We start from the raw sequence: 18,379 nt of genomic DNA, 5'->3' as shown, positions 1-18,379 counted from the left end.
GGGCGGCTGTCAAGCCGTGCTTGACTTGGCGGCAGGCATGGCACAAAGGGGCAGGGTATGGAAACATGAGGGCAGCAATGGCCGTGACAGTGCAAAAAACCGCCGATGCGGTCGAGGGAAGCTGGGTTTACCGGCACGCGCCCGCAAGCTGGCGGCCGTGGCTGAAGCTTGCCCGGATGGACCGGCCGGTTGGCACATGGCTCCTTCTGTGGCCCTGCTGGTGGGCGCTCGCGATGGCGGCCCCTGAAGGCAGCGGGCCGGATATCCTGTATCTCGCCCTCTTTGCCATCGGTGCGCTCGTGATGCGCGGGGCCGGCTGCACCTACAATGATATCGTCGACCGCGATTTCGACGGGCAGGTCGCCCGTACCCGCAGCCGTCCGATCCCGGCGGGTGAGGTGACGCTGAAAGGTGCGTGGGTCTTTCTTGGGGCACAGTGCCTTGTGGGGCTCGCGGTCCTCCTCAGTTTCAATCAGTTTGCGGTGATGGTGGGCGCGGCGTCGCTGCTGCTTGTCGCCGGCTACCCCTTCATGAAGCGGATCACCTGGTGGCCGCAGGCGTGGCTTGGCCTCACCTTCAACTGGGGCGCCCTTTTAGGCGCAGCGGCGGCAATGGGCGAGCTGCCCCTTTGGGCTATCGTCCTTTATGCTGGCGGGCCTGCATGGACGCTCGGCTACGATACGATCTATGCCCATCAGGACAAGGAAGACGATGCCCTGATCGGCGTGAAGTCCACGGCCCTTCGGCTGGGCGCCGGCACCAAGGGCTGGGTTACCCTTTTTTATGGCCTCTTTCTCGCCTGCCTTGTCGGTGCGGGTTTGCTTGCAAACATGGGCCAAATCTACTACATCGGCATCGCGCTTGCGGGGCTTCACCTTGGCGCGCAGATCGTGCGCGTCGATATCGATGACCCGGCAGTGTGCCTGAGAGTTTTCCGCTCCAACATCCATTTCGGCTGGATCGTCTTCATCGGCATCGTCGCGGACCGGATGTGGGGTTAGCCACTACCCAAGTAAAGCAAGGATCCTCCCCATGGATATCAGCAAGATCAAGGTTGGCGAAAACGCCCCCTGGGACGTCAACGTCATCATCGAAGTGCCCGCCGGCACCGAGCCCGTGAAATACGAGATGGACAAAGAATCGGGCGCCCTCTTTGTGGATCGCATCATGCACACCGCGATGCGCTATCCCTGCAACTACGGCTTCATCCCGCACACGCTGGCGGACGATGGCGACCCGGTTGACGTTCTCCTTGCCAACCGCACCCCCTTCATGCCCGGTTGCGTTGTGCGCTGCCGTCCGCTTGGCGTCCTCATCATGGAAGACGAAAGCGGCATGGATGAGAAGCTCCTGATGGTGCCGGTCGACAAGCTGCACCCCTTCTATTCGAACGTGAAGAGCTACGACGAGCTGCCGCAGATCTTCCTCGACCAGATCACCCACTTCTTCGAGCATTACAAAGACCTCGAAAAAGGCAAATGGGTGAAGGTTGTTGGCTGGGAAGGCCCTGAGAAAGCCGCCCAGCTCGTGGAAGAAGGCATGGCCAACTACAAGGGCTGAGCCTCGCGCGCATGACCGATAAAAAAGCCGTCCGGGCGACCGGGCGGCTTTTCTGTTTCAGGGGCCCCGAAAAAATAGGGCCGCTCGGGGCTGAAACCGGGCGGCCCTTCGCCTTTCGGGGGAAGGCGGGAGGTGGGCAAGGAACCTCAGCTTGCCTTTTTCATCTGAACGGCCGGGAAGAAACGGCCAAGGCCACGTTCCACGTACCAGGCAAGGTTCGGATGGCGTTCGATCTCGGCAATCAGGGGCGAAGGCAGGCCCGCGCCCATGATGCTGCCAAGCAGGCCGATGACGACGGCATCAAGGCTCGAAAGACCCGGCCCCATCATCCATTGCTTGTCGCCCAGGAAATCGGCGATGGCGGCAATGTCCCGCGCGCCGAGGCCATAGATTTCTTCCTGACTGTGGCGGCCAAGGCCGTGGCCATGCAGGTCGCGCAGGATTTCCTTCTGCACGCCGTCAGCCACTTCGTTCCGCATCTCGGCCGGGACGTCATCGAAGACGGCTTCCTTGAGGATCGGCCACACGGCAGGGTCCACCCAACGGCTATAGACCGCGACCCAGTAAAGCCGTTCCTCGATCATGCGGGCAAAGGCATGGGCCACGGCCCGTTCGCTGCGGGTGAGGGCGGCGTCCAGATCTTTCGAAAGCGTTTCTTCAAGATAGTGCCGGATGAATTCCGAATCCGGGATCAGCTTGTCGCCGGCCCGAAGCACGGGAAACTTGCCCTTGGGCATTTTCATGAAGTCTTCGGTTTCGTCGGTCCGGTAAGTCGCCCCTGTCATCTGCAGCAGGATTTCTGCCTTGATACAGAAGCAGGAAAGATTGACGGCACCCGGTGCCGTCGGGAATTGCAGGAGGGTGAAAGTCTCGCTTGTCATGTCTCGGGTCCCCTTGTTCTGGATCTCGCGTCGCCGCTGTCGATCGGCGACAGGGGCACCATACTGACAGGCTGCTGACAGGGCTTGTCAGTAGCTTTAAGATAGGGTGCAGAAAATTGACCCGAGGGGTTTTCATGCGCAAAGCCGACCGTCTTTTTGAAACGATCGAGATACTGCGGCGCCACGGCAGGCCGGTAACGGCAGACCATATCGCCGCAGAAATCGGCGTTTCCGTGCGGACCGTTTACCGCGATATCGCCGGCCTGCAGGCTGACGGCGTCCCCATCGAGGGCGAGGCCGGGATCGGCTATGTGCTGCACGCCGGCTATCACCTGCCGCCCCTGATGCTGACAACCGAAGAGGTGGAAGCCGTGGTGATCGGCGCCAAACTCGCCGGCCGGTACGGCGACAAGGCGCTGATCCGGGCAGCCGAATCGCTGCTTGCCAAGGTGCGCACCGTGCTGCCCGAAGACGTGCGGGCCGATATGGAAGCCACTGCCTATTTCGCTGCACCGATTGATGACCGGCTCGCCGGGCCTATCGACCTCACCTTAATCCGTGGCGCCATCAGGGGGCAGGAGAAGGTGACGATTGCCTATATCAATGAAAAAGGGGAGCGCTCGGAACGGACCATCTGGCCGATCGCGCTGGTCTTTTTCGGCAACTCGGCAGTGCTCGGCGCCTGGTGCGAGATGCGGCGGAGCTTCAGGAACTTCCGGCCGGACAGGATGGTCTCGCAAAGCCTTGTGGGGGCGCGCTACCCGGGCAGGCGCGACGATCTGGTGCGCCGCTGGTTCGAGGAAGCCAGCCGCGAGCGTCGGGCGGCTTGCCCCGATGAAGGCGCAAGCCTGGCTTAAACCTCGTAGAAATCTATCTCGGTCTGGCGCAATACCCGGCGGTAGGGCACCGGCAGGCGCACGGTGACGGCATCCATCGAACGGTCAAAAATGTCCGACTTGCGGCGCGCCCAACGCACGGCAGTTGCCGCCGAAGGGGTCGACGGGATCAGGAACATCAGGCCGATAATGAAGAAGATGAGGCCAAGCGGAATGGGCGTCAGCATGCCGACTATTCCGATCAGACAGAAAAAGGTGCCTATTGTGCGGCACAGGATGCGCATCATGGTTGGTCTCCGCTCGCTGTCGCCGGAATGTGATCCGGCTTTTATATTTGTGCCTTCAATATAGGCCGAAATACGGCATATTCAAAGCTACTCCGTCTTGCGTGCAGTGCAAAAAATCGTTATCGATTTTCAACGCTCATTGAAATTTTGGCGCCAGCGGTGCCAACAAGCCTGGGGAGTGGCCATGAGAAAAGTGTTTGATAATGCCGGAACAGCGCTGGAAGGCCTGCTGTTTGACGGCATGACCATCATGTCGGGGGGCTTCGGCCTTTGCGGCATCCCGGAGAATCTGATCGCGGCGCTTCTCAAAAGCGGCGTGAAGGATATCACGGTCATTTCCAATAACTGCGGCGTCGATGGCTTCGGCCTTGGTGTGCTTCTGGATGCCAAGCGCATCCGCAAAATGATCTCGTCCTATGTGGGCGAGAACAAGGAATTCGAACGCCAGTATCTGGCGGGCGAACTGCAGCTTGAGTTCAACCCGCAGGGCACGCTTGCCGAACGCATCCGCGCAGGCGGCGCCGGTATTCCCGGTTTCTACACCAAGACCGGTGTGGGCACCCTGATTGCTGAGGGCAAGGAACACAAGGACTTCGGCGGCGAAACCTACATCATGGAAACCGGCCTTGTGGCCGACCTTTCCATCGTGAAGGCATGGAAAGCCGATACCGAAGGCAATCTCGTGTACCGGAAAACGGCGCGGAACTTCAATCCGATGATGGCAACTGCCGGCAAGGTGACGGTCGCCGAGGTCGAGGAGATTGTGCCCGCCGGCAGCCTTGACCCCGATCATATCCACACCCCCGGCATTTTCGTGCAGCGCCTGATCAAGGGCAGCTTCGAGAAGCGCATCGAACAGCGCACCGTGCGCAAGAAGGAGACCGCATGATGGCTTGGGACCGCGACCAGATGGCGGCACGTGCCGCCCGTGAACTCGAAGACGGTTTCTATGTGAACCTCGGCATCGGCATCCCGACGCTTGTAGCAAACCATATCCCGGATGGGATCGAGGTGACGTTGCAGTCCGAAAACGGCATGCTCGGCATGGGGCCGTTCCCCTATGAGGGCGAGGAAGACGCTGACCTCATCAACGCCGGCAAGCAGACGATCACCGAACTCGCCACCACCAGCTATTTCTCGTCGGCCGACAGCTTCGGCATGATCCGCGGCGGGCATATCGACCTGTCGATCCTCGGCGCCATGGAAGTGGCCGAAAACGGCGATCTCGCCAACTGGATGATCCCCGGCAAGATGGTGAAGGGCATGGGCGGCGCCATGGACCTTGTGGCCGGTGTGAAGCGCGTTGTGGTGATCATGGATCACACCAACAAGGCGGGCGAGTCGAAGCTCCTGAAGACCTGCACGTTGCCGCTGACAGGCACTGCCGTTGTGGACCGCATCATCACGGGGCTTGGCGTGTTCGATGTGGTCAAAGGCGGCCTGAAGGTTGTCGAGCTTGCCGACGGCGTGACGCTTGACGAAGTTAAGGCCAAGACGGAAGCCACGCTCGTCAGCTGATCTTGTAGAAGGAATTGGAAAAGGCCGGTAGCTGCAAGGTTGCCGGCCCTTTTTGTTGCTGGTCAGTGGATGTCGGGTCGGTATTTGTAGCCGAGCTTGCCCATGGCCTCGCCCAGCTTGGTGATGACCATTGGATCGGTCGCCTTGCTGCAGGTCAGGTATATTGGGGCAGGTGGCAGGACACCGTCGATCTTCAAGGCGGAAAGGAACGAAAGGCTCTGGTCAGCCGCCAGTGCTTCCTCCCACTGGTCGAAGGCAATGACCGTATAATCAGCGCGGCCCGCGGCCAGCAGCTTGATTACCTGGATTTCCGAGCCTACATCGTTTGCAATCCAGTGGTCGCGGTACTTGATAGCCTTGTCGATCACGTTTCCAAAAGTGCTGCCGCCCACCATCATCGGGTGCAGGCTACGATCATGCAACAGATCGAGTATGTGGGCATGCTCGGCCACAGCCGTCGCTTTGTCGGGCTGGGCGATGATGATGTCACCGGGCAACCAATCCCATTCATAGGGCACATAAAGCCAGCGCGAAGCGCGATCTTCATTGTGCAGGCGTCCTGTTGTGCAAATTTGCCGCACGCCCTGATCCAACATCTTTGTTTCGGTGTTGATGGTGGTCAGCAGCCAATGGATTGTGAGGCCGGCGGTTTCGGCAACCCTGACGATCTGGTCCACATAGGGGCCGGCCGGACGGCCATCGACGATCTTCATGGTCGGCGGATAGTCGTAATAGGTCACGTTGATCGCGGGCCTGTCGTCCGCGGCCAGAATCTGGGCACTCAGAAACACAAGCGATACGAGGCTTCCCCAAGCCTTACTCATACACCGGACTCCACATTCTCTGCCACGTCGCCGTGGGCGACGTCGTTGCGCTTTCGGGTCAGATAGAAATAGGGAACAGTATCGACCCTGAACATTTCCTTCGCATCGCGCTTAATGAAAGGCGGGCGATGGTCACCTACAATCAGCACCGAATCAAGCTCGGGGCCCGTACTTGCGATCAGTGCAGCCACCCGGCCCATCAGGCCGTTCAGATAGTTGGCTTGCTGGCAGGCCTGGAAATCCGCAATTGCGCGGTCTTCCCCTTCGCAGTCAAACGGCTCGCCATATTCGTGAGCGACGAAGGGCAGGTGGCTTGTGAGGGTCAGGAAATAGACCATTTTCCGTCCTTCCCCCTGCAGTTCCTCGGCGATTCGGGTTTCCAGAAGCGGAATATCGCAGAGGCCAACAAGGATACCCTTGCATTCCTTGAGTTGCTGGTTCTGAAGGTCTTCGGCGAAGACCATGCGGTCGAACCCGACCAGCGGATACCATTCGGTGCGGTCGAACATCCACCCGGAAAAGCCATGAATGCCGACTGTCTCAACGCCGGCTTCGCTCGCCTGTTCGGGCAGGCAGGAGGGCATATCTGCCTTCGCTGCAGCGTCGATATCCTCGTAATCGAGATAGCGACCACAAAGCTCGCGAAGTTCGCCCTGCGGCGTGTGGCCGGCGAAACGGGAGGTGCCTTCCTGCACATCGAACTGTGCGGTCACCGGGGCTGACATCAGCGGCGCACTGATGGCCTGCCGGATGGCGGGGTCCAGATAGTCGCCGTAGCTTTCGGCGACGATTAGCAGCGTCTTGCCATTTTCCGGAAGCGCCAGCGTGCGCGCCTCGAAGTCTGTTTGCATCATGGCCGACTGGAACGGCGCGTCGCCGGGGCCATAGATGTTGGCTGCGGGCACGGAGGCCACGAAATGCTCGGCCCCAACGGCGACGAGCGTGACAAGGGCAAAGGGCATGGTCAGCTTGTCAGGTGTGGCCGGGCGGTAGCGATAGATACCCCATGTGACGGCAATACCCGCGACAAACAGCAGGGCGAAAGGCGCATAGAAGGCAAGGCCGTCCGTCGGTGTCAGCATCGGGATGAAGCGGAAGGCGGCGGTGAACTCGAGAAGCGAGAAGGAAAAGATCCGTGCCGCAGTCGAGACGATATCCGATAGGAAAATCAGCCAGAACAGCACCACATAGCCAGGCTTTGCCTTGCGGGCGAGGAGGATGCCCATCAGTGCATAAAGCGCCAGATAGTTGGCGCGCGATCCGGTGCCGATGATGTAAAAGCCGACGAACGGCAGGTTACAGATCACCAGACAGGCCAGAATGTAGGCGAAATTGCCGATAGGGCGGCGATTGTCTGCCTGTGCAGCCGCCTTTTGCGTCTCAACTAAAGTCATGCCCGTCCGGACCCCCGCCCGTTTTGCCGATTTGAGCCCAGCGTGACACGTGACCGTTAAGAAGCGCTTTATGTTTGAATAAAATCAGTCAGTTCGCGCTTTTTTCTGCGTGCCGGTCATAGGCGACCCATGGCACGACGCCGGGATCGAAAAGGGCGCGGGCGTCCCGCTTCAGGAACGGCGGCACATGGTCGCCGACCAGCAGGATCGTATCGACCGGCAGGTCATCGCGCGCCAGCGTGCCGGCCAGATGGACGAAGAAGCTGTGCAGATAGTTCGCCTGCTTGCAGGCCTGGTAATCGGTGATGGGCGATGTGTCCGTGCCACAGGGGAAGGGTGTGTCGTAGCGATCGGTTGCCACAAAGGGCAGATGGCTCGTGAGCGTAAGGAAATAGACAAGCTTCGTGTCGCCGCTTGTGAGTTCGTCCACGACGCTGCTGTCCAGCATTTCAGGGTCGCACGGGCCGATGAAGACGCCCCGGCATTCTTCAAGCCCCAAGCCTTTCATCTGTTCATAAAAGATGCTGCGACCGATGCCGATCTTCGGGAACCAGTCGGCGCGGTTGAACATGGCGCTCCAGAACCCGTGGATGGCGACTGTTTCAATGCCAGCACCCGCCAGTCGCTGGGGCAGACAGGGGCCGATGGGCAGGCTGTCGGGCGCGCCGATGTCGCGGTATCCGGCCCACGTGCCGCAGAGTTCCCGCATTTCAGCGTCGGTCGTGTGGCCAAGGAATGTGGTGGTGCCTTCGCGAATGGAGAAACGTTCCTGCAAGGCAGGGGCGTGAAGGGGGGCAGCAATCTGCGCCCTGATCGCGGGGTCAAGATAAAGGCCGTAGCTTTCCACCATCACCAGAAGTGCCTTGCGCCCCTTCGGCAGGGCTTCGACACGGGCTTCTAAGCCCGAGGCGTTCACGGCGGATTCGAACGGCTTGTCCTGTCCCATTGCCTTGCCAAGGTGATAGCCGCTGAGGGCGACATTCAGATGTTCTACCGCCCCCACAGCCAGCGTGAGGCCGATGAACGGCAGGATCAGCCGAACGGGATTGGCGGGGCGGTAGCGCAGCGCGCCAAGGGTCGCGAGCGTGCCGCATACAAGAATGGCAACGAACGGCAGATAGAAGGCAAAACCTTCGGACGGGCTCAGCATCGGCAGGAACTTGGCCGCCGCCGCGATTTCCTCGACCGAGAAATAGAAGACCCCGGCAGCCGTTGTAAGCAGGTCGTAAATCAGCATGGCCCAGAAGGCGAGGAGATAGAGGATACGGGGCCGCACACCAACAAGGATGGCGAGGACGGTATAGGCCAGGATGAAGGGCAGGCGCGGGGCGCTGCCGATGATATAGAATCCGATGAAGGGCAGGTTGCAGATCAGGATGCTGGCCAGCATGTAGGTGAGGTTGCTGACCGGGCGGCGGCCATCGATGCCAGTTTCTGATTGTTCCTGTGTTTCCGCCATGCTGCCCCCCTTACGCCTTCGCTCGCCCGTCAGGGGGCAGGTACGTATCCCAGTTCCTGCATTGCCTTGCCGATTGCCTCGATCAGCGCTGGCGGTGTGCCGCGCGTGCAGGCAATGGAAACTGGCGTGCGCGGATACATGCCGGGCAGCCGCAACGTCACAAGCTTGCCAAGTGCCGGGTCATCCCGGACGGCTTCGGCAAACTGATCGGCGTTTGATAATGTATAGTCGGCGCGGCCCGCCCCCACCATACGCACCGCCTGTGCTTCGGATTTCACATCCAGATCGCGCCAGTGCGAGCGGTTGGCCTTCGCGCCTTCAACGCCTTCACCGATAGCCAGCCCGCCGACGAAGGTCGGATGCAGGCTCGTATCGGTCAGAAGGTCCCTCAGGTGCGGGTGCGCTGCGATGCGCTGCCTGAACGCGGGGCTGGTGACGATCACATCCTCGGCCAGCCAGTCATAAACATAGGGCAGGAAGACCCATGTCTTGCGGCGTTCCTCGGTCATCAGCCGCCCGGTGTTGCACATGGGCCGGGTGCCGCGATCCAGCATGGCGGTTTCTTCGGAGATTGATGAGGGCATCCATTCAAGCTGGACACCGGCCCTTTCGGCAATCGCTTTCCATGTGTCGATATAGCTGCCTGTGGGCACGCCGTTCACGATCACCATCTTGGGCGGATATTCGTAATAGGGCACGGCAATGGGCGGCGCATCGTCTGCCTTTGCCGCGACGCTCATCAACAGACAAAGCGAAACGCCAAAGGCACGGATCATGGATTGCCCGCCAGTCTGGAAACAGCCGCGGAAATTTCCCCAAGGCTCTCGTCGATGCCATAGGGCCGGTTGACGGCGAAAAGGCCGGAGCCGAGCATGCGCAGGTTCGTGTCGCTGAACAACACCTGATCGTGCCAGACGCCCGGCAGGTCGGTGCCTTCAAGTGCATCAAGCATCAGCTCGTGCAGGCCCGCCTTCAGGATCGGATACCAGAGGAGGATGGTGGCTTCCGGCCATTTGGCATGCAGTTCCTTGATGAAGGAAGCTGCTTCCATATATTCGCTTTTGATCTCGTAGCTCGGGTCAATCAGTACCAGGCCGCGCCGCGGCGTGGGCGGCGAGACGGACAGCACGCCCTCGTAGCCGTCCCGGCGGTGAATATTCACGCCCGGTGCGCGGGCAGTTTCACGCAGTGCGGCATGCTCCTGCGGGTGCAGTTCCATTAGATGCAGGATATCGCCTTCGCGCAGCAGATGCTGGGCGATCAGCGGCGATCCCGGATAGGCGCTGGCCCCATGCGCCTTGCGGGTGGCGGCAACGGCGGTGAGGAACGGGTGGTCGGCAGGCAACAGCTTCTTTTTCAGAAGCGGCACGATCCCTTCGCTGGCCTCGCCCGTCTTCTGGGCTTCCATGCCACCCAGATCATAAAGCCCGCGTCCGGCGTGGGTTTCCACCACGGTCATGGCCTTGGGCTTTTCGGTCATGGCCTTCAGGAAGGTGGCCAGAACGGCGTGTTTGTGGATGTCGGGCAGATTCCCGGCGTGATAGCTGTGCTGGTAGGAGAGCATGGTAGGGTGACTTCTCCGTTCAGGCCGCAGCCGTGCCGCCGACGGTCAGGCCGTCGATCTTCAGCGTCGGCTGGCCAACACCTGCAGGCACGCTTTGCCCCGCTTTGCCGCAGATACCGACGCCGTTATCAAGCTTCAGGTCATTGCCGATCATCGACACGCGTTTCAGCACATCCGGCCCGTTGCCGATGAGCGTGGCGCCCTTTACCGGCTCCATCACCTTGCCGTTCCGCACGCGGTAGGCCTCGGTGCAGGAGAAGACGAACTTGCCGCTCGTGATATCCACCTGTCCGCCCCCGAAGTTGACGGCGTAAAGACCGTCCTTGACGCTTGCCACGATCTCGGCGGGGTCATGGTTGCCGGCCAGCATGAACGTGTTGGTCATGCGCGGCATGGGGCTGTGCGAGAAGCCCTGGCGGCGGCCGTTGCCGGTGGGCTTCATACCCATCAAGCGGGCGTTCAGCCGGTCCTGCATATAGCCTTTCAGAATACCATCCTCGATCAGCACGGTACGCTCGGTGGGCGTGCCTTCGTCGTCGACCGAAAGCGACCCACGGCGTGCCTCGATGGTGCCATCGTCCACCACGGTTACGCCCTTGGCAGCAACCTGTTCACCCAGAAGCCCGGCGAAGGCCGAGGTTTTCTTGCGGTTGAAGTCGCCCTCAAGCCCGTGGCCGACGGCTTCATGCAGCAGCACACCGGGCCAGCCGGGGCCAAGCACCACGGTCATCTCGCCTGCGGGCGCATCGACGCTTTCAAGATTGACGCTGGCCTGCCGGATTGCCTCATGCACCTGCGCCTGCCACTGGTTTTCGTCGAAAAGGAAATCATAGTCGCGGCGGCCGCCGGCGCCGTCATAGCCAGTTTCCTGCCGGTCGCCGTCCGCCATCATGACCGAGACATTGAGCCGCACGAGCGGGCGGATGTCGCGCACCCGATGTCCGCCGGCCCGGATGATCTCCACCTGCTGCCAGCTGCCGACAAGGGCGGCGGAAACCTGCTTTACGCGCGGATCGGCGGCGCGGGCGAAGGCGTCGATTTCCTCCAGAAGCTTCACCTTCTTCGCGAAATCGATGCCGAGAAGCGGGTTATGGTCACCGTAAAGACGTTTGTTCGACCGCGCAGGCGCAATCGCCATCGAGCCACTTGCCCCCGTCTGGATCGCGCGCACGGTTTCAGCGGCACGGCGGATCGCTTCCTCGCTCATATCGGTTGAATGCGCATAACCGGTCGACTCGCCAAGGACGGAACGAAGGCCGAATCCCTGCGCACTGTCGAAACTTGCGGCCTTCAGGCGGCCATCATCGAAAGAAAAGGACTCGGCCTGTGTTGCCTCGAAAAACAGTTCTCCGTCGTCCATGCCGGCCAGTGCATCGTCCACAAGCTGCAGGGTACGCGCCTCGTCGAGGCCGTTTTCGGCGAAGAAGAAATCGAGGGCTGGGGCGGTCTCGGCCATGAAGGGTCTCCGGTTACTGGGCAGACGCAGATGCCTTGGCACGCGACAAGCCGGTTTCTCTCACCTTATAATGGGGTGGGCTCGGGGTCTATGCCAGAAGCGCTGCCGAATTTTAAGCCCTGCGGCAGAAAAATGGCAGCAAGCCCTTGATGAGGCTTGAGCGTGCGTAATCGTCTGGTATAACGTCGCCGCATTCAGGTCTGTTATCGGCACCGGTCTTGGTGTCGCGCAGGCCATTTCGCTTAGCCGGAAAATACTCCGGAAATGGCGGAAACCCGTCCCATTGGGTGGAAAAAGAGGAAAGCTTACTATGATCGTCAAAAGGCTATTCGCCGGAATCGTGGCTGCCGTTGCAGCAGCGTTCGGCTTCGCAGCCACGGCGCTCGCCGATGCCGCAGAGCATATGCCCGTCGATGGCGGCCACTGGCTCATCCCGGCGGCCAACGAGCAGGCCCAGCGGATCGACGACTTCCACATCATGCTGATGTGGATCATCACCGTCATCACCATCTTTGTTTTCGTGCTGATGTTCTGGGTGATGTTCCGGTACCGCGCCAAGGCCAACCCGGTTCCTTCGAAAACCAGTCACAACACGATCATCGAGTTCGTGTGGACTGTGGTTCCGATCCTGATCCTTGTGGTGATCGGCTTTACCTCGCTGCCGCTGCTTTATTATCAAGACGTGGTTCCTGAAACCGAGTTTGCCGTCCGTGTGACCGGCAACCAGTGGAACTGGACCTACAGCTACCCGGATCATGACGGCATCGAGTTCACCTCGGTTGTCGTGCCGGACAGCGCCTTCGTGAACGCCAGCGAGCGTGCCGAATACGAAGCAGCCCTCACGGGCTTCCTCGGCAAGCCGGCCACGCTCAATGCCCGCCTTCTGGATGCCGATACCCGCCTTGTGGTGCCGGCAAACACCAAGGTGAAAGTGCAGCTGACCGCTTCCGATGTGATCCACGCCTGGACCGTTCCGGCCTTCGGTGTGAAGCTTGACGCCGTTCCCGGCCGCCTGAACGAAACCTGGTTCGAAGCTGACAAGCCCGGCACCTACTACGGTCAGTGCTCGGAGCTGTGCGGCAAGGACCATGCGTTCATGCCGATCGTGGTCGAGGTTATGACCAAAGAAGATTTCGCCAAGTGGGTGGAGCATGCCAAGGCTGAATATGCCGACGCGCGCACCACTGCACTCGGTCGCTGAGTGATCAGGAAAGGATAGAGCAATGGCTGCTCACGGAAACCCGACTGGTTGGCGTCGGTGGGTATATTCCACCAACCACAAGGACATCGGCGTGATGTATCTGTGGTTCGCCTTCATCGCTGGCATGATCGGTTTCGGCATGTCTGGCCTGATGCGGATGGAACTCGCTGAACCCGGCGTCCAGTTCTTGCCCTCGGTCCTCGGCATCACCGAGGATCATGCCCGTCACATGTTCAACGTGCTGACCACCGGCCACGGCCTCATCATGGTGTTCTTCATGGTGATGCCCGCGCTGATCGGCGGCTTCGGCAACTATTTCGTACCGCTGATGATCGGCGCGCCGGACATGGCGTTCCCGCGCATGAACAACGTATCCTTCTGGCTGATGCCCCCGGCATTCATCCTGCTGCTGCTCTCGACCGTGGTTGAGGGTGCGGGCGGCATGAACGGCTTCGGCGGCGGCTGGACGGCATATGCACCGCTTTCCACCATCGGCCACCCTGGGCCGTCGATGGATCTGGCGATCTTCTCGCTGCACGTGGCTGGTGCCTCGTCGATCATGGGGGCGATCAACTATATCACCACCATCTTCAACATGCGTGCACCCGGCATGACCATCCACAAGATGCCGCTCTTTGCCTGGTCGATCCTGATCACCGCGTTCCTCCTGGTGCTGTCGCTTCCGGTTCTTGCCGGTGCCATCACCATGCTGCTGACCGACCGCAACTTCGGCACCACCTTCTACAATCCGGCTGGTGGCGGCGACCCGATCCTGTATCAGCACCTGTTCTGGTTCTTCGGTCACCCTGAAGTTTACATCATGATCCTGCCGGCCTTCGGTATCGTCAGCCACATCGTATCGACCTTCTCGAAAAAGCCAATCTTCGGTTACCTCGGGATGGCCTACGCAATGGCGGCCATCGGCTTCATCGGCTTCGTCGTGTGGGCGCACCATATGTACACCGTTGGCCTCGACGTCGACACCAAGGCTTACTTCGTGGCTGCCACGATGGTGATCGCAGTGCCGACCGGCGTGAAGATCTTCTCGTGGATCGCCACCATGTGGGGCGGCTCGATCAAGTTTGAAGTACCGATGCTTTATGCCATCGCCTTCATCCTTCTCTTCACCGTTGGCGGTGTTACGGGCGTTGTCCTGTCGAACGCCGGCGCTGATATCGTGCTGCACGATACCTATTATGTGGTTGCGCACTTCCACTATGTACTGTCGCTTGGTGCCGTGTTCGGTATCTTTGCCGGCCTGTACTACTGGATTGGCAAGATGTCGGGTAAACAGTATCCGCAGTTCCTTTCGAAGCTGCAGTTCTGGATCACCTTCATCGGCGTGAACACCATCTTCTTCCCGCAGCACTTCCTTGGCCTGCAGGGCATGCCGCGTCGCTATGTCGACTATCCGGATGCCTTCGCCTACTACAACAAGATCTCGTCCATCGGTTATGAAATCACCGCTGTTGGCGTGCTCCTGTTCATCGTGGTGATGGCCAAGACGCTGTTCTTCACGAAGAAGACCGTTGCGGACAACCAGTGGGGCGAAGGTGCCACGACGCTTGAGTGGACGCTCTCGTCGCCGCCGCCGTTCCACCAGTTCAACGAACTGCCGCACATCAAGTAAGACTGTCCGGTTCGTTTGAAGGAACTGCAATTGGCTGAGAGTATGACAGCCTTGAAACAAGCAAATCGGCCTTCCGCATCCGGTGAAACCGGCGCGCGGGAGGCCGAAGCGCATGATTTCTTCGCGCTTTTGAAGCCGCGGGTGATGTCGCTTGTCATTTTCACGGCCTTCGTGGGCCTGATTGCGGCACCCGGCACCATGAACCCCGTTCTGGCTGCCACCGCGATCCTCCTGATCGCCATCGGTGCCGGTGCCTCCGGTGCCCTGAATATGTGGTATGACGCCGATATCGACGCGATCATGGACCGCACCGCAGGCCGCCCGATCCCGGCTGGCCGCATGGGACCGGAAACCGCACTCGGCTTCGGCATGGTGCTTTCGGTGGCGTCCGTTGTGCTTCTGGGGCTCGCCGTCAACATCACGTCTGCCGTGCTGCTGGCGCTGACCATCTTCTTCTATGTCGTCGTTTACACGATGTGGCTGAAGCGCCGCACGCCGCAGAATATCGTGATCGGCGGGGCTGCAGGCGCTTTCCCGCCGGTGATCGGCTGGGCGGCGGCAACCGATACGGTCAGCCTGGAATCGCTCGTGCTGTTCGGGATCATCTTCCTGTGGACGCCCGCCCATTTCTGGGCGCTGTCGCTGTTCATCTCGAAGGATTATGCGCGCGTTGGCGTGCCGATGCTGCCGCTGGTGGCCGGCGAGGACGAAACGCGCCGCCAGATCCTTCTCTATGCCCTACTGACCGCCGCGATTGCCGTGGCGCCGTGGGGCATGGGTTTCGCAGGTGCTGTTTACGGCGCCGTTTCCATCCTGTTCGGTCTGGTGCTTGTCGCCCTTGCCGTGCAGGTCTGGCGCAAGGTTGAAAAGGCGGACCGCAAGCTTTTCGCCTTCTCGATCCTGTATCTCTTCACCATTTTCGCGGTTCTGGCCGGCGAGAAGATCGTATCGAGGATGTTAGCCTGATGGACGATTATTCGGAAATGCACGCCCGCATGAAGAAGCGCAACCGTGCGGTGGGCCTCGCGCTCGCAGCTCTTGTGATCTTCATCGGTGTTGTCAGCTTCTTCAAGATCGAGGTTCTGAGCCCGTGACCGCACCTGTGGACAAATCGATCAGCCGGAACAACCGGGTTGGTATCATTGTCGGTGTTGTGGCGCTTGGCATGGTTGGCGCATCCTATGCCGCTGTGCCGCTTTACAAGCTTTTCTGCCAGGTGACCGGCTACGGCGGCACCACCTCGCGCGCTGAAGGGGTGACCGGCGAAGTGCTTGATCGCACCATGCGCGTGCGCTTCAATGCCAGCCTCAACGGCGACATGCCGTGGCAGTTCAAACCCGCGCAGCATGACCAGACCGTGCGTCTGGGCGAGCAGGCGCTGGCCTATTATGAAGCCTACAATCCGACAGACCGGGCAATCACCGGTACGGCGACCTATAATGTGGCGCCTTTGAAGGTTGGCGGCTATTTCGCCAAGATCGACTGCTTCTGTTTCACCGAGCAGACATTGCAGCCGGGCGAGCGGGTGATGATGCCCGTTGTCTATTTCATCGATCCCGCAATGGTCGAGGATCGCAGTGTGGAAGAAGTGACCGAAGTGACCCTGTCCTACACCTTTTTCGTCAAGGACGAAAAGGAAGTAGCCAGCGGGCGTTGAGGTCAGTATAGGGTATGGAAACGCCGGCCCTGACCGGTGCTATTCAAGGAGAGACTTTATGGCGGGCGATGTTCATCACGACTACCATCTTGTAGACCCCAGCCCGTGGCCGGCTGTGGCCTCGTTGGCTGTTCTGTTCATGATGGTTGGTGCCGTCTTCAGCATGAAACCGGAAGCCACCCTTTTTGGTGCGCAAGGCGCGTCGTTCGGCCTGTGGTTCTTCGGTGCCGGTTTCCTCGGCACGATTTACAGCATGTTCGCCTGGTGGAAAGACGTGGTGAAGGAAGCCGAACGCGGCGACCACAAGCCCGTTGTCCGCATCGGCCTGCGCTATGGCATGATCCTTTTCATCGCCTCGGAAGTGATGTTCTTCGTGGCTTGGTTCTGGGCCTTCTTCGGCGCTGCCATGTACCCGCTGCATCATATCGCTGACATGGGCAGCTTCTGGGATGTGATCAGCACCGATGCAGCCTGGCCGCCGGCCGGCGTCGAGACCTTCGACCCCTGGCACCTGCCGTTCATGAACACGCTGATCCTGCTGCTCTCGGGTACGACCGTGACCTGGGCGCACCATGCGATCCTGCACGGCGACCGTGACGGCCTCAAGAAGGGCCTGTGGTGCACCGTTCTCCTTGGCGCCTTCTTCAGCTGCGTCCAGGTGTATGAATATGCCCATGCAGCTTTCGCATTCTCGGGCAACATTTACGGCGCCACCTTCTTCATGGCGACGGGCTTCCATGGTTTCCACGTCCTTGTCGGCACCATCTTCCTTGCCGTCTGCCTTGGTCGTGCTTACCGCGGTCACTTCAAGCCAGATCATCACTTCGGCTTCGAGGCTGCTGCCTGGTACTGGCACTTCGTGGACGTGGTGTGGCTGTTCCTCTTCATCTTCGTCTATGTCGTCTATGGCGGTACGCCGCACTGATGGCTGACGAAGGCCAAAACGATACGATGCACACCGGTCCGGGCGGCAAGCCCGGGCCGGTGTCGCCTTTTAAGGCCGGTCTTGGCTGCCGTTGCCCCTATTGCGGCAAGGGTGCCTTGTTCCCGAGCTTCTTTTCGCTGGCGTTGAACGAGCGCTGCGCTGATTGCGGCCGTGACCTTTCCTCCGCTGACCCCGGCGACGGCCCCGCCGTTTTCGTGATCCTGATCCTTGGCGCCATCGTCACGATCGCCGCCATCATCGTGGAAGTGAAAATCGCGCCGCCCACCTGGGTGCATATCATCCTGTGGCCGGTGTTTGTGTCCGGGCTCGGGCTGTGGATGCTGCGGGTTTTCAAGGGCATCCTTTTTGCCTTGCAAGTTCGCCACGATGCCCATGAAGGCCGACTGCACGATGACGAGTGAGCGCCGCTTCCGCCCCGGCATGGGGCTGACCATCGCCACGCTTGTCGCCCTTGCCATCCTCATCGGCCTCGGCAGTTGGCAGATTGGCCGTATTCCCGAAAAACGGGCGCTTCTCAACCGTATCCATGTGGGGCTGACGACCGATCCGATGCCGCTGCCGGTGCATGTGGACGATCCGACCATGCTTGACTGGCGCCGGGTGAGCCTTGAAGGCATCGTCGCCGATGCTGATCCCCTGCCGGTGTTCGCCACGAACCAGACGGGCAAGGGCGGTTATCACCTGTATCTGCCGGTCAAGACGCGCTTTGGCATGGCGGTGATGGTCAATTTCGGCTGGGTACCGATGGACCAGATGGACGTGCCGCTGCCGCGCGGGCAGGAAGTGGCCCTCAGCGGGGTCTTCCGTGTGAGCGCCGTACCGGGCTTCATGTCGCCAGAAAACGAGCCGGAAAAGCGGGTGTTCTATACAGCCGATGTGCACGAGATGGCGGCTGTTTTCGGGCTGCGCACCAAGGAATATTATCATTTCCGGGTGATCGCGGACCCGTGGCAGGATGCACCGCTGCCGGAAGCCGGGCAGGCGCGGGTGGATATTCCCAATAACCATTTCGAATATGCGATGACCTGGTTCGGTCTCGCCCTCACCCTTGTCGGGGTCTATGTGGCTTATGGCGTGCGCCGGGCACGGAAAAGCTAAGCCACAGGAAAAGCGGACATTGCTTGCGTTCCCGCGCCTGAGCCCCTAAGACTCTCCCCCGTTTGAAC

At 60.4% G+C, this 18,379-nt stretch carries 21 protein-coding genes; 13 read left to right on the top strand and 8 right to left on the bottom strand.

All coding sequences use genetic code 11. The features are described from left to right. Positions 1-77 precede the first annotated feature (77 nt). Both ubiA and ppa read left to right on the top strand, forming a co-directional pair. The gene (gene ubiA / locus PH603_RS14095) at positions 78-1,001 is read left to right on the top strand and encodes a 4-hydroxybenzoate octaprenyltransferase (protein WP_353507421.1); all 924 of its coding nucleotides are present in this window, start codon (positions 78-80) and stop codon (positions 999-1,001) included. Between the two features lie 31 nt (positions 1,002-1,032). Beyond that, positions 1,033-1,560 carry an inorganic diphosphatase gene (ppa, locus tag PH603_RS14090; RefSeq protein ID WP_289503187.1) on the top strand — a complete coding sequence of 176 codons (528 nt, stop codon included), beginning with the start codon at positions 1,033-1,035 and terminating at the stop codon, positions 1,558-1,560. Positions 1,561-1,706: 146 nt separating this feature from the next. Here ppa and PH603_RS14085 read toward each other — a convergent pair whose 3' ends face one another. Continuing rightward, positions 1,707-2,441 carry a glutathione S-transferase family protein gene (locus PH603_RS14085; RefSeq protein ID WP_289503185.1) on the bottom strand — a complete coding sequence of 245 codons (735 nt, stop codon included), beginning with the start codon at positions 2,439-2,441 and terminating at the stop codon, positions 1,707-1,709. Positions 2,442-2,575: 134 nt separating this feature from the next. Between PH603_RS14085 and PH603_RS14080 the strand changes: the two genes are divergently transcribed. Continuing rightward, positions 2,576-3,298 (top strand): helix-turn-helix transcriptional regulator, encoded by a 723-nt coding sequence (locus PH603_RS14080; protein WP_289503184.1) that lies wholly within the window; start codon positions 2,576-2,578, stop codon positions 3,296-3,298. Here PH603_RS14080 and PH603_RS14075 read toward each other — a convergent pair. Then, positions 3,295-3,504, bottom strand: a complete 210-nt coding sequence (locus tag PH603_RS14075) for a hypothetical protein (RefSeq protein ID WP_289503182.1) — start codon at positions 3,502-3,504, stop codon at positions 3,295-3,297. The two genes, PH603_RS14080 and PH603_RS14075, sit on opposite strands and share 4 nt — an antisense overlap. A gap of 244 nt (positions 3,505-3,748) precedes the next feature. Here PH603_RS14075 and PH603_RS14070 point away from each other — a divergent pair, with 244 nt between their 5' ends. Together PH603_RS14070 and PH603_RS14065 are read left to right on the top strand one after the other, a co-directional pair. Beyond that, positions 3,749-4,453, top strand: a complete 705-nt coding sequence (locus PH603_RS14070; protein ID WP_289503180.1) for a CoA transferase subunit A — start codon at positions 3,749-3,751, stop codon at positions 4,451-4,453. Next, positions 4,453-5,082, top strand: a complete 630-nt coding sequence (locus PH603_RS14065; protein ID WP_353507420.1) for a CoA transferase subunit B — start codon at positions 4,453-4,455, stop codon at positions 5,080-5,082. Before PH603_RS14070 ends, PH603_RS14065 begins: the two co-directional genes overlap by 1 nt. Positions 5,083-5,144: 62 nt before the next feature. Here the strand turns inward: PH603_RS14065 and PH603_RS14060 are convergent, their stop codons facing one another. From PH603_RS14060 to tldD, 6 genes are all read right to left on the bottom strand, one after another. Further along, the gene (locus PH603_RS14060) at positions 5,145-5,906 is read right to left on the bottom strand and encodes a hypothetical protein (RefSeq protein WP_289503176.1); all 762 of its coding nucleotides are present in this window, start codon (positions 5,904-5,906) and stop codon (positions 5,145-5,147) included. After that, positions 5,903-7,300 (bottom strand): sulfatase-like hydrolase/transferase, encoded by a 1,398-nt coding sequence (locus PH603_RS14055; protein WP_289503174.1) that lies wholly within the window; start codon positions 7,298-7,300, stop codon positions 5,903-5,905. Before PH603_RS14055 ends, PH603_RS14060 begins: the two co-directional genes overlap by 4 nt. 88 nt (positions 7,301-7,388) lie before the next feature. After that, positions 7,389-8,759: an alkaline phosphatase family protein gene (locus tag PH603_RS14050; protein ID WP_289503173.1), complete on the bottom strand. Its 1,371-nt coding sequence runs from the start codon at positions 8,757-8,759 to the stop codon at positions 7,389-7,391. A gap of 29 nt (positions 8,760-8,788) precedes the next feature. Then, positions 8,789-9,535, bottom strand: coding sequence for a substrate-binding periplasmic protein (locus PH603_RS14045; protein WP_289503172.1), 747 nt, complete (start codon positions 9,533-9,535; stop codon positions 8,789-8,791). Further along, positions 9,532-10,323: a 23S rRNA (adenine(2030)-N(6))-methyltransferase RlmJ gene (locus PH603_RS14040; protein ID WP_289503171.1), complete on the bottom strand. Its 792-nt coding sequence runs from the start codon at positions 10,321-10,323 to the stop codon at positions 9,532-9,534. The genes PH603_RS14045 and PH603_RS14040 overlap by 4 nt, the downstream gene beginning before the upstream one ends. A gap of 19 nt (positions 10,324-10,342) precedes the next feature. Further along, positions 10,343-11,779, bottom strand: a complete 1,437-nt coding sequence (tldD, locus tag PH603_RS14035) for a metalloprotease TldD (protein ID WP_289503169.1) — start codon at positions 11,777-11,779, stop codon at positions 10,343-10,345. 310 nt (positions 11,780-12,089) lie between these two features. Here tldD and coxB point away from each other — a divergent pair, with 310 nt between their 5' ends. The 8 genes from coxB to PH603_RS13995 are packed head-to-tail and all read left to right on the top strand — an operon-like array spanning position 12,090 to position 18,311. Then, positions 12,090-12,980, top strand: a complete 891-nt coding sequence (gene coxB, locus PH603_RS14030) for a cytochrome c oxidase subunit II (protein ID WP_289503168.1) — start codon at positions 12,090-12,092, stop codon at positions 12,978-12,980. Between the two features lie 22 nt (positions 12,981-13,002). Beyond that, a complete protein-coding gene (ctaD, locus tag PH603_RS14025) occupies positions 13,003-14,610 on the top strand; it encodes a cytochrome c oxidase subunit I (RefSeq protein WP_289503166.1) in 1,608 nt (535 codons plus the stop codon). 42 nt (positions 14,611-14,652) lie between these two features. Further along, the gene (locus tag PH603_RS14020; protein WP_289503165.1) at positions 14,653-15,576 is read left to right on the top strand and encodes a heme o synthase; all 924 of its coding nucleotides are present in this window, start codon (positions 14,653-14,655) and stop codon (positions 15,574-15,576) included. Then, positions 15,576-15,704 (top strand): cytochrome c oxidase system small membrane protein, encoded by a 129-nt coding sequence (locus tag PH603_RS14015; RefSeq protein ID WP_289503164.1) that lies wholly within the window; start codon positions 15,576-15,578, stop codon positions 15,702-15,704. Before PH603_RS14020 ends, PH603_RS14015 begins: the two co-directional genes overlap by 1 nt. After that, complete coding sequence (locus PH603_RS14010; protein WP_289503163.1) at positions 15,701-16,267, top strand: cytochrome c oxidase assembly protein; 567 nt, start codon at positions 15,701-15,703, stop codon at positions 16,265-16,267. Before PH603_RS14015 ends, PH603_RS14010 begins: the two co-directional genes overlap by 4 nt. Positions 16,268-16,325: 58 nt before the next feature. Continuing rightward, positions 16,326-17,192 carry a cytochrome c oxidase subunit 3 gene (locus PH603_RS14005; protein WP_289503162.1) on the top strand — a complete coding sequence of 289 codons (867 nt, stop codon included), beginning with the start codon at positions 16,326-16,328 and terminating at the stop codon, positions 17,190-17,192. Then, a complete protein-coding gene (locus tag PH603_RS14000) occupies positions 17,192-17,614 on the top strand; it encodes a DUF983 domain-containing protein (protein ID WP_289503161.1) in 423 nt (140 codons plus the stop codon). Before PH603_RS14005 ends, PH603_RS14000 begins: the two co-directional genes overlap by 1 nt. Next, positions 17,604-18,311 carry an SURF1 family protein gene (locus PH603_RS13995; RefSeq protein WP_289503160.1) on the top strand — a complete coding sequence of 236 codons (708 nt, stop codon included), beginning with the start codon at positions 17,604-17,606 and terminating at the stop codon, positions 18,309-18,311. The genes PH603_RS14000 and PH603_RS13995 overlap by 11 nt, the downstream gene beginning before the upstream one ends. Positions 18,312-18,379: the final 68 nt, after the last annotated feature.

The organism is Gimibacter soli (assembly GCF_028463845.1).
Taxonomy (GTDB): Bacteria; Pseudomonadota; Alphaproteobacteria; order Sphingomonadales; family Kordiimonadaceae; genus Gimibacter; species Gimibacter soli.
This window is presented reverse-complemented; position numbering and strand designations above follow the sequence as displayed.

Coding starts and splice junctions, on each gene's coding strand:
- ubiA (WP_353507421.1), top strand. CDS start 78: ATGGCCGTGACAGTGCAAAAAACCGCCGATGCGGTCGAGGGAAGCTGG.
- ppa (WP_289503187.1), top strand. CDS start 1,033: ATGGATATCAGCAAGATCAAGGTTGGCGAAAACGCCCCCTGGGACGTC.
- PH603_RS14085 (WP_289503185.1), bottom strand. CDS start 2,441: ATGACAAGCGAGACTTTCACCCTCCTGCAATTCCCGACGGCACCGGGT.
- PH603_RS14080 (WP_289503184.1), top strand. CDS start 2,576: ATGCGCAAAGCCGACCGTCTTTTTGAAACGATCGAGATACTGCGGCGC.
- PH603_RS14075 (WP_289503182.1), bottom strand. CDS start 3,504: ATGCTGACGCCCATTCCGCTTGGCCTCATCTTCTTCATTATCGGCCTG.
- PH603_RS14070 (WP_289503180.1), top strand. CDS start 3,749: ATGAGAAAAGTGTTTGATAATGCCGGAACAGCGCTGGAAGGCCTGCTG.
- PH603_RS14065 (WP_353507420.1), top strand. CDS start 4,453: ATGGCTTGGGACCGCGACCAGATGGCGGCACGTGCCGCCCGTGAACTC.
- PH603_RS14060 (WP_289503176.1), bottom strand. CDS start 5,906: ATGAGTAAGGCTTGGGGAAGCCTCGTATCGCTTGTGTTTCTGAGTGCC.
- PH603_RS14055 (WP_289503174.1), bottom strand. CDS start 7,300: ATGACTTTAGTTGAGACGCAAAAGGCGGCTGCACAGGCAGACAATCGC.
- PH603_RS14050 (WP_289503173.1), bottom strand. CDS start 8,759: ATGGCGGAAACACAGGAACAATCAGAAACTGGCATCGATGGCCGCCGC.
- PH603_RS14045 (WP_289503172.1), bottom strand. CDS start 9,535: ATGATCCGTGCCTTTGGCGTTTCGCTTTGTCTGTTGATGAGCGTCGCG.
- PH603_RS14040 (WP_289503171.1), bottom strand. CDS start 10,323: ATGCTCTCCTACCAGCACAGCTATCACGCCGGGAATCTGCCCGACATC.
- tldD (WP_289503169.1), bottom strand. CDS start 11,779: ATGGCCGAGACCGCCCCAGCCCTCGATTTCTTCTTCGCCGAAAACGGC.
- coxB (WP_289503168.1), top strand. CDS start 12,090: ATGATCGTCAAAAGGCTATTCGCCGGAATCGTGGCTGCCGTTGCAGCA.
- ctaD (WP_289503166.1), top strand. CDS start 13,003: ATGGCTGCTCACGGAAACCCGACTGGTTGGCGTCGGTGGGTATATTCC.
- PH603_RS14020 (WP_289503165.1), top strand. CDS start 14,653: ATGACAGCCTTGAAACAAGCAAATCGGCCTTCCGCATCCGGTGAAACC.
- PH603_RS14015 (WP_289503164.1), top strand. CDS start 15,576: ATGGACGATTATTCGGAAATGCACGCCCGCATGAAGAAGCGCAACCGT.
- PH603_RS14005 (WP_289503162.1), top strand. CDS start 16,326: ATGGCGGGCGATGTTCATCACGACTACCATCTTGTAGACCCCAGCCCG.
- PH603_RS14000 (WP_289503161.1), top strand. CDS start 17,192: ATGGCTGACGAAGGCCAAAACGATACGATGCACACCGGTCCGGGCGGC.
- PH603_RS13995 (WP_289503160.1), top strand. CDS start 17,604: ATGACGAGTGAGCGCCGCTTCCGCCCCGGCATGGGGCTGACCATCGCC.